This is a genomic window from Flagellimonas hadalis, from assembly GCF_007785775.2.
In the GTDB taxonomy this organism is placed as follows: domain Bacteria; phylum Bacteroidota; class Bacteroidia; order Flavobacteriales; family Flavobacteriaceae; genus Flagellimonas; species Flagellimonas hadalis.
The window spans coordinates 82,794-96,691 of sequence record NZ_VNIK02000006.1; the positions used below are offsets into that span (position 1 = coordinate 82,794).

At 45.8% G+C, this 13,898-nt stretch carries 15 protein-coding genes; 4 read left to right on the plus strand and 11 right to left on the minus strand.

The genetic code is table 11. The annotated features are described in order from the left end of the window. Positions 1 to 4: 4 nt before the first annotated feature. Genes creD through FOT42_RS10370 form a run of 3 tightly spaced genes read right to left on the minus strand, consistent with a single transcriptional unit; the run spans position 5 to position 2,313 of the window. The gene (creD, locus tag FOT42_RS10360; RefSeq protein WP_151890502.1) at positions 5 to 1,357 is read right to left on the minus strand and encodes a cell envelope integrity protein CreD; all 1,353 of its coding nucleotides are present in this window, start codon (positions 1,355 to 1,357) and stop codon (positions 5 to 7) included. 49 nt (positions 1,358 to 1,406) lie between these two features. Beyond that, positions 1,407 to 1,703: a winged helix-turn-helix domain-containing protein gene (locus tag FOT42_RS10365; protein WP_151890503.1), complete on the minus strand. Its 297-nt coding sequence runs from the start codon at positions 1,701 to 1,703 to the stop codon at positions 1,407 to 1,409. 1 nt (position 1,704) lies between these two features. Beyond that, the gene (locus FOT42_RS10370) at positions 1,705 to 2,313 is read right to left on the minus strand and encodes a hypothetical protein (protein WP_151890504.1); all 609 of its coding nucleotides are present in this window, start codon (positions 2,311 to 2,313) and stop codon (positions 1,705 to 1,707) included. A gap of 62 nt (positions 2,314 to 2,375) precedes the next feature. Here FOT42_RS10370 and FOT42_RS10375 point away from each other — a divergent pair, with 62 nt between their 5' ends. Beyond that, the gene (locus FOT42_RS10375) at positions 2,376 to 2,762 is read left to right on the plus strand and encodes a DUF1801 domain-containing protein (protein ID WP_313788425.1); all 387 of its coding nucleotides are present in this window, start codon (positions 2,376 to 2,378) and stop codon (positions 2,760 to 2,762) included. On the opposite strand, the gene FOT42_RS10380 is transcribed toward FOT42_RS10375, so the two are convergent. The 6 genes from FOT42_RS10380 to kdsA form a co-directional block, all read right to left on the minus strand. Continuing rightward, a complete protein-coding gene (locus tag FOT42_RS10380; protein WP_151890505.1) occupies positions 2,759 to 4,327 on the minus strand; it encodes a PepSY-associated TM helix domain-containing protein in 1,569 nt (522 codons plus the stop codon). The genes FOT42_RS10375 and FOT42_RS10380 overlap by 4 nt on opposite strands. Positions 4,328 to 4,331: 4 nt before the next feature. Further along, the gene (locus tag FOT42_RS10385; RefSeq protein WP_151890506.1) at positions 4,332 to 4,631 is read right to left on the minus strand and encodes a hypothetical protein; all 300 of its coding nucleotides are present in this window, start codon (positions 4,629 to 4,631) and stop codon (positions 4,332 to 4,334) included. Between the two features lie 3 nt (positions 4,632 to 4,634). Beyond that, entirely contained in the window at positions 4,635 to 4,967 is a 333-nt protein-coding gene (locus FOT42_RS10390; protein WP_151890507.1) for a hypothetical protein, read from the minus strand. Between the two features lie 13 nt (positions 4,968 to 4,980). Continuing rightward, positions 4,981 to 5,697, minus strand: coding sequence for a DUF4198 domain-containing protein (locus tag FOT42_RS10395; RefSeq protein ID WP_151890508.1), 717 nt, complete (start codon positions 5,695 to 5,697; stop codon positions 4,981 to 4,983). Positions 5,698 to 5,754: 57 nt separating this feature from the next. Further along, on the minus strand, positions 5,755 to 8,091 hold the full coding sequence (locus FOT42_RS10400) for a TonB-dependent receptor (RefSeq protein ID WP_151890509.1): 2,337 nt from the start codon (positions 8,089 to 8,091) through the stop codon (positions 5,755 to 5,757). Between the two features lie 165 nt (positions 8,092 to 8,256). Further along, positions 8,257 to 9,075, minus strand: a complete 819-nt coding sequence (gene kdsA, locus FOT42_RS10405) for a 3-deoxy-8-phosphooctulonate synthase (protein ID WP_151890510.1) — start codon at positions 9,073 to 9,075, stop codon at positions 8,257 to 8,259. Between the two features lie 75 nt (positions 9,076 to 9,150). Here kdsA and FOT42_RS10410 point away from each other — a divergent pair, with 75 nt between their 5' ends. The 3 genes from FOT42_RS10410 (at position 9,151) to typA (ending at position 12,279) form a co-directional block, all read left to right on the plus strand. Further along, positions 9,151 to 9,735 carry a hypothetical protein gene (locus FOT42_RS10410; RefSeq protein WP_151890511.1) on the plus strand — a complete coding sequence of 195 codons (585 nt, stop codon included), beginning with the start codon at positions 9,151 to 9,153 and terminating at the stop codon, positions 9,733 to 9,735. An 83-nt stretch (positions 9,736 to 9,818) separates the two neighbouring features. Continuing rightward, positions 9,819 to 10,382, plus strand: coding sequence for a hypothetical protein (locus FOT42_RS10415; RefSeq protein ID WP_151890512.1), 564 nt, complete (start codon positions 9,819 to 9,821; stop codon positions 10,380 to 10,382). Positions 10,383 to 10,479: 97 nt separating this feature from the next. After that, entirely contained in the window at positions 10,480 to 12,279 is a 1,800-nt protein-coding gene (typA, locus tag FOT42_RS10420; RefSeq protein WP_151890513.1) for a translational GTPase TypA, read from the plus strand. Here typA and ppgK read toward each other — a convergent pair. Together ppgK and FOT42_RS10430 are read right to left on the minus strand one after the other, a co-directional pair. Beyond that, positions 12,276 to 13,040 (minus strand): polyphosphate--glucose phosphotransferase, encoded by a 765-nt coding sequence (gene ppgK / locus FOT42_RS10425; protein WP_151890514.1) that lies wholly within the window; start codon positions 13,038 to 13,040, stop codon positions 12,276 to 12,278. The two genes, typA and ppgK, sit on opposite strands and share 4 nt — an antisense overlap. A gap of 85 nt (positions 13,041 to 13,125) precedes the next feature. Continuing rightward, entirely contained in the window at positions 13,126 to 13,809 is a 684-nt protein-coding gene (locus FOT42_RS10430; protein WP_151890515.1) for a cell division ATP-binding protein FtsE, read from the minus strand. Positions 13,810 to 13,898: the final 89 nt, after the last annotated feature.

A 13,898-nucleotide genomic window follows, 5' to 3' on the forward strand; every position in this document is an offset into this window, starting at 1 on the left:
TTCCTTAATCTTCCAACTGTCCCGACCAATCAATTTTTCTCGAAGTGTACATGATGGTGGCCAGAATCACAAACAGTCCTATGCTGCCTACCAAAAGGGCGTAATCTTCCAGTTGTATGATCACAAAGATGAAGGAGTAGAGCCCCAACATGGACCCCAAAACCAGTAAAGTGAATTTCCGGTTCTTGAGAATGGACCTGGAATAAATGGTGATCAAAGACACAATGGCACCACCGGAAACTACATAGGCAAAAAGGTAGTTTTTGTGCTCTGAAATGGATATCAACAGGGTGTAAAAAAGGACCAAGGCCAAACCTATCATCAAATATTGAAAGGGATGAATGGAAATCTTGCTGCTAATTTGGATCAGAAGGAAAACCAATAGTGTGAGGCCAATGATCATAAACCCATATTTACTGGTGCGCGAGGTTTTCTGGTAATCGTCCACAGGAACCAAGAACTCGGTGCCAAAGGCAAACTCCGTTAAATCGGGAAGGTGGTCAAAAAAGGATTGTCCAAACCTTCTATTGGTTTCCAAAACCTTCCACCGGGCCTCAAATCCGTTCTTTGAAATTTTCTTTCCTTCCGTGTCAGGTAAAAAATTTCCATTAAAACTAGGGGAGTGCCAGTTGGACTTCATCGCCACTATGGTCTCCTTACCAATGGGGACATATTGCAAACGATTACTGCCATTTATGGTAATATTGGATTCAAAATCCAATGTGCTGTTTTGAATTTCTTCCAGATCGAGAATAAAATCGGATTCAAGTGTGTTCATGTAGGCATTATCGAACTTCGGTTTTAGATCGTACCGTTGATTGTTGAGGTTGATGGCCACCGTATTTCGGATGCCCTTCAAGTTGCTTACCTGATACACGATTGTCGCCTTGTCCCAAAGTATATCCTCTTCCCCAACCTCCATTTCTTTAAAACTGGGATTGGAGAAAGTTCCCTTTAGTTCCGAATTTGAAGTGTATACCACAGATTTGTATATGCCACGTTCCAAAGGTTGTGTGGTGACATTGGAATTTATATGTAGTTCATCAGGGAAGAAATACGCCTCATGCCTTACCGCTTTTTCTGTTTTGAGAAAGGTCTTGGTCTTTTCATCAAATACCTTTTCTTCTACATATTGATGATAGGGAACCTTCAAAATGGGGCCATTGATGATGACTTCCTCGCCCCATTTGCTGTTGATTTCCGAGATCACTTCCTGCTGCCGATGTCCGCGTTCGCGTATAAGGTCGTCCACAAAGCCCAAGGGGACCAATAAAATAAGGATCAGGAATCCTACCGTGATCATTTTTGCGGAGATGGAGTTTTTTAGCCAATTGCCGATGCGTTTTTGTAGTGTCATAAATATAAAATTAAAGTACTTTGAAAAACAAAGTGAATTGATAAAAAAATTATTTAGGGTTTCTGATCAGATCTTCCAAGGCATCAATATGTTTTTTAAAGGCTTGTTTGCCCAAAGGGGTAATGAAGTATTTGGTATTGGGTTTTTTGCCAATAAAAGCTTTTTCAACTTTGATGTATTCCGCATTTTCCAAGGTCTTGGTATGGCTTGCCAAATTACCGTCCGTAACATCCAAGAGTTCCTTGAGCCGATTGAAATCAACATCGTCATTGACCATCAAGATGGACATAATGCCCAACCGGATGCGGTGATCAAAAAGTTTGTTGATATTATCAATGAGCCCCATACTACTTCCTATCTTCCTTAAAATGCATTATTGTTCCATAAACAATGTGCAAGACACCAAATCCAAGTACCCAAAACCAAAATCCATAGCCGGGAAATGCTGCACATATCAGTCCTAAAACAATTTGGCTGTAGCCAAGGTACTGGACGGTGCCAATGGTGTATTTTGAAGCGTTGACGAGTGCCAGACCGTAGAAGATGAGCATCAGGGAGGCTGTGAGACCATAATGCCTGCTATGCAGTTTTATCAAGATATAGATGCCGCCCGTCACCATGGGTACAAAAAAGTTGATCAGCAGCCTTTTGGTGGTTTCATCCCAAATTTTCTCATTGTTCCGTTTGGCCTTTCTGGTGGTCAATAAATAGGCTGTCACAAAACTGAGCACCGCGACCAAGATCAAGATTCCGATGATTGATTTGAACTTTAGACTATCAACGGTCAGTACTTCATAGTCATTGGGCAAAAGAAACATGTAAGCTACCGTAGCCCCAGTAATGGCGTAGATTCCTGCCAGAATACCCGATAGCCCTGTGAGCGATATGAAACGAGACGAACGACTCATCATGTCTTTGATCTGGGAAATGTCGTCCAAGTATTTTTTTGAATCCATCGTAAAGTACTTTGAAATTCAAAGTTAAAATAAAAATTGAATAAAAATAATTTTTTTGGATAATGGGCTATTTTTATCCCATGAACCCGGCCGAAGAATATATCTTACATCAGAAAGAACCTTTTAGGAGCATTTTGATGCACTTAAAGGCTGTCATCGAAGCCGTTGTGCCCAAGGTGGATATGAAATACAAATGGGGTATCCCTTGCTTTTATGTGGACAAACAGCCCATTTGCTATTTGAATGTTTCCCAAAAGAAGAGATATGTGGATATCGCCTTTTGGAGTTCGGCCCACTTGACCCTTCATTTGGATAAGATGGCCACGGAGAACAGAAAAGTGGTCAAATCGCTACGTTACCTTACCTTGGAGGAAATCGACGATGCCGTTCTTGTTGATGTGTTGAAGGAAGCCTACTCACTTCGGGACAAAGGGTTTTATAAAAACTAACCTTTGCTCGGCACAAATTCACCCTTTTTGGGTTTCAACTTAAAAAAAGCGATCCAAAGAGTGGTCAGGCCAAGGAACAACCAGAGTAGGTCCACCAAGAGTATATGGTACTGATCGTTGGAAATGGAGGACCATATCCAATTCCCGGAAGCCACACCGTTGGCAATGGGTATCAAAAGCCCCAGCATACCACCTGTGATCAAAGTCCATTTGTTGGTAAAGGCGATGTTCTTTTTGAAGATAAAAAAGAGGGAGGCTACCAACCAGATAGGGAAATAGGTACGGTACATGAAGGCCATGTCCACATGACTGGCAAACTTCACAATGATAAATTCCAGGGCGGTCACGGGGTACATGGAAAGGCAGATCGCCATATAGATGTTGGCCACTTGATGGTTGAACTTTCGTCGTTTTTCAGGGATGTTCTTTTTGTCCCGTGCCACCAACCAGATCATGATCCCGGATAGGATCACAAAGCAGGAAACCAATCCAAGCACAAAGGATATGACCCGTAAACCATAGCCTCCATAATCGCCAAAGTGCAAACGGAACATCATGTTCTTGACGCCGTCCAGATAAGAATTGTTGGTCAGGGGCACCTTTTCTTCCACTATGGAACCATCTGCAACTTTGTATATCCGATGGCCCAGACCATTCAATTTGGTGCCACGGCCCAAATACCCACTGATGGCAGCATGCATGTTTTGGTCTCCATAGTTGAAGATGTGGGCTTCCGTGACCCTAAAATCGGGCCATTCCTCCTTAAGGTCCGCAACAAGGGGGTCTATGCTGATGGGGCCTTCAAGCCTTTCGTTGTAAAAAGCATATTCGGGATGGTTGTACTCCAAATCTTCATACAGTTTATTCTGGTCACCATCGTAGAATCCCATTACCACAGGAAGTATCAAGATGCCTTTCAATAGGAAGAAGGCCCCTGTTACGGCATACACAAACTGAAAAGGGAAGCCTATCACACCAAGTGCTGTGTGGGCATCTGTCCAAATTGTCTTGATCTTCGCCCATGGCCTAAAGGTGTAAAAATTGGAAATGATCTTGTCCCAATGCACCAAAATCCCCGTGATGATGGCGAAAAGGAAAAAGAAGGCCACAAAACCGGACAAGTATCTACCATAAGGGTAGGGAATTTGGTCCAGAAAGTGCAGGCGATAGAGAAATTCGCCCAAGTGGTACGAACCGCGGTAATCCCCGGTGCTCTTATCTTCCGTGTCCACGTAGAAGAACACACGTGCCTTGTCCTCCTCTTTGGCCAGGGAATCCTTTGAGGCGGTCAGGCTGACGGATATGTTCCGTTCGTTGAAATAGTGGTAGAGCTCCACATCCCTGCCATACAGGTTGTGGTCTTTGGAAAGGTCGTTCAAATAGCCATCAACACTACCGGGAATCTCATCGGCCAAGGAAACATTGTGCCCCCGTTGCCAGTTGGTGATCTCATCCCGGAAAAAGGAAAACGAGCCTGCAAAGAAAATCACATATAGGCCCACACTGATCACGATACCGCTGACCGTGTGCGTATGGAACAAAATATTATAGATTCGGTTTCCCATAAGGTCAGATGATTGGATTGGTTTGGTTGCCAATATAAAAAATGACCCCAAGCAACAGTGAGGTCAACAAATAAATGCCCCAGGTTTTCCAGCCGTTTTTGCCCAGAAATCCCACGACCATCAAAATGGCCCATAAGATAAAGGCAGAAAAGGTACTTGTAATGATCACGGTCACATGGTTGACCCAACTGGCCAAGGCCATGTGGAAGAGGACAGAGACCATTAATCCCCCGAAAATGGCAGCAGTGATCTTGGCAAACCGTTGCCAGGGCGATGGGGTCAGGTATTTTTTATTGGCAGGCATAGGTTAGAAGAGAGCAATTTCGCAGATGATGGATATAATCAGGGTCAAGGTCAAAAACCAAGGGTTCAGTATTCGCAAAGGGGCCAGTAGGATGACCAGACTGGCAATGGTCATCAGGATGACGAAATAAGTGAACGTTCCAGAAGCAGCACCCCAATAAATACAGCTCAGCCCCAATGAAACGATCAAAAGGGCCGAGCCGGAATATTTGGAAATCTTCGCATGTCCACCGATCCATTTTTCAAGACCAAGACTACCAGTCATGGCCATCTTTTGGGATGTACCGTACAAAAGGTAAAAACCGATAAAAATGAGCAAAGTGATTCCAGTGGACATATCGGGTATCCGTTTATTTTATGCAAAAGGTGGCACAGTGCCAGATAAATTGGTAATCTTCACCATTGTAGGTTCCGGGCACCTCTTCCTTGGTCGTGGTCTCCACAATGTATTTGGTCTCCCAAGGCAAGCCAAAAGTAACTTGGCCATTATCATCGGTGTAGAGGGTCTTTGACCAAAGATCGGCCACATAGACCTGAAGCTCATTTTTGGCCAAAGGTTGTCCTTTGTACAGGACTTGAAGTTTGATTTCTTTTCCGTCGTGGGCCAATTGTTTTACCACAATGCCATCTGGATTGGCTGCCTGGGTATCGGCATCGGTGTTTCCGACCTGTACCTTGGCCGTGGAGTGGTAATGTGTTTTGAAGATGCCAAAATCATATTGGGTATAATCGATCACATTGATCTCATTGTTGTTTAGGGCTGCGGTATAAACACCATCTTGGGAAGGCGTAAAATAGGCCACGTAATGGTCCTCTTTGGCTTCGGTGCTGAGTTCTGTTTTAGATCCATCAGGAGCAATGAGCCATAGCTTGAATTTGGAGACCAAGGGAAATGCTTCTCCCTGCACTTGTTCAATCACACCATAGGTGTATTCTCCGTAATGGACGCGGATTTCATGCTTTTCGCCCAGCTTGCCGCTGCCTTTGGTCTCCAACCAGAGGTAGTGTGCTTGTGCGGTCATGGCCCCAAAAAGGCCGATAAAAAGGAATAAAAGTTTGTTTTTCATGATGTTGATGTTTTAAGGCCCATGTCATCGCATGGGCCTTTGGTGAAATTGTCTAGGTTAAAAGGTATAGGCTACGGTGATTCTTCCGTTGATGCCCGGTTCCGACTGCCAGTACAGGTAAGACCCATAATTGGCCCCGGAGTACAGATATTCGTCCAAAATGTTGTTGATGTTGAATTGTACCCTGAAGTTGCTGTTCCTCCATGATAGTGCACCGTCCAACCTGAAATAATCAGGAAGATCGGATTGGTTGTCGGCAGCCCACGCCCAAGTGGAACGGTCTACTTGGTATTGGTAGCCCAATGAGGCCCCAAATCCTTTCAAAGCAGAGGTTTGTGCAAAATTATAGTTCAACCATCCGTTGGTCACATGCTTGGCGTGTCCGGCCACCCGTGTGCCTACCCTGTCAGGATTGGTGTCCTTTGTCACCTCGACCTTGGTGTTTGCATAGTTCAACACCACATTGAGTTCTGGTGTCACCTGTCCTTGAAGGTCAAACTCGATACCTTTTGACTGGACCTCGCCCAAATAGATGGAATAGTTGGGGTTTTCAGGGTCTCCGGTCAATATGTTCTCTTTGGTGATCTGGAAAGCACCTAAGGAAGTCCTTAGTCTACCATCAAAGAATGTCTTTTTGATACCTCCCTCGATGTCGTTGGCATCCACAGGATCGTTCAAAGGCTCCAAATCAGCACTGATACCTGCCTGTGGCAAGAAGGATTGGTCGTAAAGTCCATAAATGGCCAAGTCGGGCAATATGTCCACACTAAGGCCCACACGGGGTGTGACCACATTATCGTGCTCGGTTTTGCCTTGGGTATAAAGATTGGTGTAACGTCCGGCGAGGGTCAGACGGATCTTGTCTTCCAAGAAACCGATTTCATCTTGAAGGTAGTAGCCTCGAACGGTATTGGCACTATATGGACGTCCACCATTGCGATATTGTACGTTCACGGATCGGTCAAACTCCGGGATAGCTACCCCATAGACCGGATTGTAAATATTGAAGGGTGTAGCGGTATCCACGGGAAGGGTGACCGAGAAATCTGCCCAATAGGCCTTTTCACTGAAATCCAAACCACCTAGGATCTTGTGGGAAACATTCCCCGTTTGGAAGGCTCCATTGATATACAATTGTGCATATTTGCCCACCGACAATGCATCCCATTGTGATATTGTTCTTACTACATCTCCCGTATCACTATCCAGTCCTGCAATCCATGCAGAGTTTCCAACTTGATCATATCGCAGATAGGCCAATTGTCCCTCTACGCTCCAGTTATCCGAAAACTCGTGTTTGGCGTTCAGGAAGAAGGTAACTTCCTGGATATCGGTCTTGGGGTAGTTGGTGTCCACAAAATTGAAATCGCGGGGCAGGCTGCCATAACCATCTGCTACCGGGGCAAAAATGTAGGCCGATCCCAAAAAGGATTCCGCATCCTGAAGGTTCATTTCGGCGGTGATGGAGGTCTTGTCGCTAAATTTGTAGGTTAGGGCAGGGGCGAATCCAAATCGGTCCGTCTGCTCATTGCCACGGTGACTGTCAGTGGTTTGATACATGGCATTGAAGCGATAAAGTAGTTTTCCGTTACTTGATGCTTTTCCGCCCACATCCACCGTACCGCGGTAAAAGTCAAAACTTCCTGCTGAAAAGGAGGCGTTGGCAATAAACTGCTCTGTCGGTTTTTTGGTGACCACATTATAGAAACCACCAGGTTCCCCAGCAGACATCATAAAACCGGCAGGACCTTTCACGAACTCGATGCGCTCCACGGTGTTCATATCTTCGGCCAATGGTCCCCAGCTGTCCTGAACGTTCACTCCGTTCCGGAATGCCGGTAGGCGGAAACCACGCATGTTGATCCGGGCAAATTGACCCCAGTGCTCCAGCATGGTGACCCCACTGACGTTACGGGTAAGTCCATCCATAATGGTCGTGACCTGTTGGTCCTGCAGAAGTTCACTGCTGATCACCTGTATGTTTTGGGGAAGCTTTACCAGTTCCGTTTTTAGCCTTAAGGAGGTTGAAGGCTGTTTTTCGATATACTTGTTTTGATGCCCCTCAACAATCACTTCGTTGAGTTGTTCCTGTCTTTCGGCAAGTACGACCAAGGGAACATTTGTGTTGCTATTGGCCCTGGCCGTTACTGAAGCGGTCTGTGTAGTGTAACCGATCATGGAAAAAGTAAGGGTGTACGATCCTGGGGCAAGGTCTTCAATTTGGTAATTTCCTGAGTTGTCGGAGGTTGTTCCAAGACTGGTGTTGGAAAGGGCAATGTTCACATTGACCAAAGGATTGTTTCGTTGGTCGGTCACCTTGCCAGAAATACTGCCGGTTTGGGCAAGCGAAGTGTAGAATGTGACAAAGCTGAGGATGAGTAGTATATTCTTCATTTTATTATTTATAATAGGTCTAAATAAATTTTCGAATGCAAATGTAAATCCCAACACTTGTCTGTGCAAAAAATATTTAGACTAATTATAAATAAAACGTGAAAAATTATGTAAAACCCTGTTGATTAGGTTTTTGCAATATGGATTTTATTTAAAAATCACCGTTTATAGTGAGTTGATGGTAGTTCTGATCGCTGTCAGATCGGTCAGTAATTTTTCCAACAAACTTAAATCCAGCATATTGGCGCCATCACTTTTGGCATTGGCTGGATCAAAATGGGTTTCCATGAAGAGTCCGTCAACACCAGCAGCAATACCGGCCCTGGACATGGTGCCTATCAAAGCGGGTCTTCCACCCGTTACACCCGAGGATTGGTTGGGCTGTTGCAAAGAATGGGTCACATCCAGCACCACAGGGGCATATTGCTTCATGGTCGGGATACCCCGAAAATCCACGATCATGTCCTGATAACCGAACATGGTACCGCGATCGGTGATGATGGCTTGTTCGTTCCCGGTTTCGGTGACCTTGGTCACGGCATGTTTCATGCTTTCCGGGCTCATGAACTGTCCTTTTTTCAGGTTGACGACCTTGCCCGTTTCTGCTGCGGCCACCACCAAATCGGTCTGGCGCACCAAAAAAGCAGGAATTTGGAGTACGTCCACATATTCGGCGGCCATGGCCGCATCCGAAATTTCATGGATGTCCGTTACAGTAGGCACCCCAAAAGTATCGGAGACTTTTTTGAGGATTTTCAACGCCTTTTCATCCCCAATGCCCGTAAACGAATCGATACGGCTACGGTTCGCCTTTTTAAAACTTCCTTTGAACACATAGGGAATCTGCAACTTGTCTGTAATGGAGACCACGGTTTCGGCAATTCGCATCGCCATGTCTTCCCCTTCAATGGCGCAAGGTCCTGCCAAAAGGAAAAAATTGTTGCTGTCCGTATGTTTTATCTGGGGTATTTTGGTGATGTCCATTTCTTAAAGTTTGCACAAATATACTACATAAGCTTGGTAACCTTTTTAGATTTATTGCCAACAAAACCATCTACCATGTTTCGAAAACTACTCTTTTTTTCCATACTGATCTTAAGTTTTTTTGGAGCTTTTGCCCAGTTTCAAGAGCGGGGCAGAACCTTTGACCTCGTCAATTTGGAACGACATCAGGTTAGGTTCGATCTGCTCAGTCCGGGTTTCAGCTATGAATTGGGATTGTTCAGGAACCAAAGTATCTCAACAGGATTGGGTTTGGCGACCGCCACCTATGAGGAAGGCTATGCATTTGGGTTGACCATGAACAACCGATATCGCTATTACCATAATTTCCAAAGACGGATTGACATGGATAAGAACGTTTCGAGGAATTCGGGGAATTATATCGCTGCGGCGCAGGCCATTTTCTTTTCCCAACTGCGGGTGTCCACCAACATTGAGGGACCGAAGGATTTCAACCTTGGTTTTTATGGGATGGTCTATGGCATCCAACGGACGTATAAGAATGGCTTCAATTTCAATGCGGAACTGGGAGCTGGATTCTACAAAGGCGATGGCGTTCCCGATGGGTATGGCCCGTTGATCCATTTTACCTTCGGATGGGTCGCCACTAAACGAAAATCGCGGGAACCCGTATTCGATTAGCGGTTGATCCTGTCCAAGATATCTTTCACTTCAGATACTATTTTGAAAAAGTAGCTGTTATAAGATGACCAAATTGACCTACTATGCGCCGTTTGCTTTCTTTGGTGATGCTGTTCTCAGGAATGTTGGGCCATGCCCAATATGGCAAAAACTGTGAGATACGCCAGATAAAACTCAACATCTTCAACCCAGGCCTTGAATATGAAATGGGAGTGGGGGTGAATAGCACCTTGGACTTCAGGGTGGCATGGCAGGTGGCGTTGGAACCTGCACATACCGAACCCTTCGACCCTGAGAACCTGGATTTCTTCCCGGCCATTACGGCCCAATACCGCTATTACCACAATTTTGATGGACGCTACCACCGTAGAAGGTCCATTTATGGAAACTCTGGGAATTATATTGCTCCCACCGTGGCCCTTTTTTCACCGGGCGAACGTACAGTGGAAGGAAAACTGGTCGATGGAGTACACGGGTATGGGGGTCTAGTTTATGGCATCCAGCGTAGCTATAATTCTGGGCTAAGCTTTTCCATAGATGCAGGTGCGGGCTACTATACAGGGCCGTTCAAAGGCGGTATTTTCCCCGTCGTAAACCTCAGTATTGGTTTCATCATCAGCGAAAAGCGATGGTGCGTGGGACTTTAAAACCCAAACCCGCACAAAATCAATAAGATAAAAATAACATTTGGATATGCGGACAAGCCGAAAATAGCAGTATCTTTGCGCGCTTAAAAATCAGGTTATGTCCAAAATCAAGAATATTGCAATCATTGCCCACGTTGACCACGGTAAGACTACCTTGGTGGATAAAATCATGTACCATTGCCAATTGTTCCGAGACAACGAGAACAAGGGCGATCTGATATTGGACAACAACGACCTGGAACGGGAACGCGGGATCACCATTGTCTCCAAGAACGTTTCCGTGGTGTACAAGGATACCAAAATCAACATTATAGACACCCCTGGGCACGCCGATTTCGGTGGTGAAGTGGAGCGTGTACTCAATATGGCCGATGGGGTCCTGTTGTTGGTGGATGCCTTCGAAGGTCCCATGCCGCAGACCCGTTTCGTGCTACAAAAAGCCATCGACCTTGGTTTGAAGCCCTGTGTGGTCATCAACAAGGTGGACAAAGAAAACTGTACGCCCGAAGAGGTCCACGAAAAAGTGTTCGATCTCATGTTCGAGCTTGGCGCAGAGGAGTGGCAGTTGGATTTCCCAACCGTTTATGGTTCCGCCAAGAACAACTGGATGGGCGAGGATTGGAAAGTGCCGACCCAAAATATCGAACCTCTTTTGGACATGGTCATTGCGCATGTGCCCGAGTTCAAGCCAGAACAAGGTACCACACAAATGTTGATCACTTCTTTGGATTACTCTTCCTTTACGGGCCGTATCGCCATTGGAAGATTGCAAAGGGGCACACTTAAGGAAGGACAGAACATTTCCTTGGTAAAAAGGGATGGGAAAATCATCAAGACCAAAGTGAAGGAACTCTTCACATTTGAAGGTCTGGGACGCCAAAAAGTGCAAGAGGTGGTAGCAGGTGATATCTGTGCCATAGTGGGGATGGAAGGTTTTGAAATTGGTGATACCGTGGCCGATTTTGAAAACCCGGAGCAATTGAAGACCATCGCCATTGACGAGCCTACCATGAGTATGCTCTTTACCATCAACGACAGTCCATTTTTTGGAAAGGATGGAAAATTTGTGACCTCAAGGCACATCAAGGAGCGTTTGGAAAAAGAACTGGAAAAGAACTTGGCCCTCAGGGTACAGGAAACCGGTAGTGCCGATAAATTTATGGTTTTTGGCCGTGGAGTATTGCACCTTTCGGTATTGATAGAGACCATGAGAAGGGAAGGCTACGAGCTGCAAATCGGTCAGCCGCAGGTGATTATCAAAGAGATTGATGGTGTAAAATGTGAGCCGGTGGAGCATTTGACCATTGACCTGCCCGAAGAGGTGTCAGGAAAGGCCGTGGAAATGGTATCGATGCGAAAAGGAGAGATGACCAGCATGGAAGCCAAAGGTTCCCGAATGCTGTGTGAGTTCCTTATCCCGTCCCGAGGCATCATCGGTCTACGAAACCAACTGTTGACCGCCACGGCAGGTGAGGCCATCATGGCGCACCGCTTTTTGGAATACCAACCCTTGAAAGGGGACATTCCCCAGAGATTGAACGGTTCGTTGGTGTCCATGGAAAATGGTACCGCCATTCCTTACTCGATTGACAAGCTTCAAGAAAGGGGCAAGTTTTTCATTGATCCGGGAGAGGATATCTACGAAGGCCAGGTAATCGGGGAAAATTCCCGTGGTGATGATATGACGGTGAACGTGACCAAGACCAAAAAACTGTCCAACGTCCGTTCTTCAGGAGCGGATGAAAAGGCAAAGATTGTACCTGCCATCAAGTTTTCCTTGGAAGAGGCACTCGAATACATCCAGAAGGACGAATATGTCGAAGTGACCCCAAAACATCTTAGGATCCGAAAAATTTACCTAAAAGAGGTTGATAGAAAGCGAAACAAGGTAGTTTAACCCTTGGTCAGATGCCCGTGGTGCTGCTCCCTAAGGCAGGCCACGGCCGCACCTATGATTCCGGCGTGGTTCATCAGTTCCGCTTTTACCACCGGGGTCTCTATCTTGATGAGATGACTGAACTCGTCCCAGTTTTTTGAGGTACCGCCACCCACGATGATAAAGTCCGGGCATACGATCAGCTCGACGAAGTTCAAGAACTTGTTGAAGCGTTTGCCCCATTTTTCAAAGTTCAGGTCTTCCCTGTCCTTGGCCGAGGCTGCGGCCCAACTTTCAATTTTTTTGTGTTTTTTGTAAGGTATTTGTCCTAGTTCAAAATTCGGGATGAGCACCCCGTTGAAGAAGGCACCACTTCCAAGTCCAGTACCAATGGTGATCATGATCACCAATCCGTTTTTTCCTTTTCCCACGCCATAGTTCATGGAAGCGTAACCAGCGGCATCGGCATCGTTCAGCACTGTAAACTCCTGTCCAGTGGCTTCGGTGAAAAGCTCATCGATGTTCACCCCCACCCAACTTTTGTGAAGGTTTCCCGGGGACATGCATACCCCATTTTTTACGATGGAAGGAAAACCACACCCCACTGGACCATTATAGTTGAAATGTTCCACAATCTGGGCCACCACCTTGGCCATGGCCTGGGGCTTTTTGGATTTTGGTGTGGGGATACGGAACCGTTCGGTCAACATTTCTCCAGTTTCAGCATTGACAAGAGCACCTTTGATGCCGCTTCCTCCGATATCGATACCAAGAATTTCCATAAATGGAATTGTGTTTTGTTTGGACAAAGAAACAAAAACTTTTTGGGAACGGGGATTTAGTCGGTATCTATTCCTAAAATCAGGGTCATACTGCTTTTTGGACCACTTCAAAAACCTTGCTTCCGTCGCATTTCAAGGTTTTGTGTGGGTATTTTAGGATCAGCGCATAGTCGTGGGTGGCCATGATGATGGTGCGCCCATTTTGGTTGATGTCCTGGAGCACTTTCATGACCTCCACACTGGTCTGTGGGTCCAAATTTCCCGTAGGCTCGTCGGCAAGGATGAGTTCCGGGTCGTTCAATAGGGCACGGGCTATGGCAATCCGTTGCTGTTCCCCGCCCGAAAGTTCGTGAGGAAATTTAAAACCTTTGGTTTTCATGCCGACCTTGTTCAAAACCTCTTCAATTTTTTCGTCCATTTTGGAGGCATCCGTCCATCCGGTCGCTTTGAGTACAAAGCGGAGGTTGTTGTTCACGTTGCGGTCCGGCAGCAGTTTGAAATCCTGAAAAACAATGCCCAGTTTTCTCCGTAGGTAGGGAATGTCCTTTTCTTTAAGGGTTTTAAGGTCAAAGTCCACCACTTGTCCGACACCTTGCCTGAGGGGGAGGTCGGCATAGAGGGTCTTCATAAAACTACTTTTGCCGCTGCCGGTTTTTCCTATCACATATACAAACTCCCCTTTTTTGACTTCAAGGTCGATATGGTTCAGTACTAGGTTCTCATCTTGGAATACGGCAACATCCTCTAATTTTACGACGGTCTCGGGCATAATTTGAATTCAAAAGCAATACAAAAGTATTTGAAAATAAACGATCGGAACCAAAATTTAAGGAGAAAGGCCATTTTTTTCAAGAAATC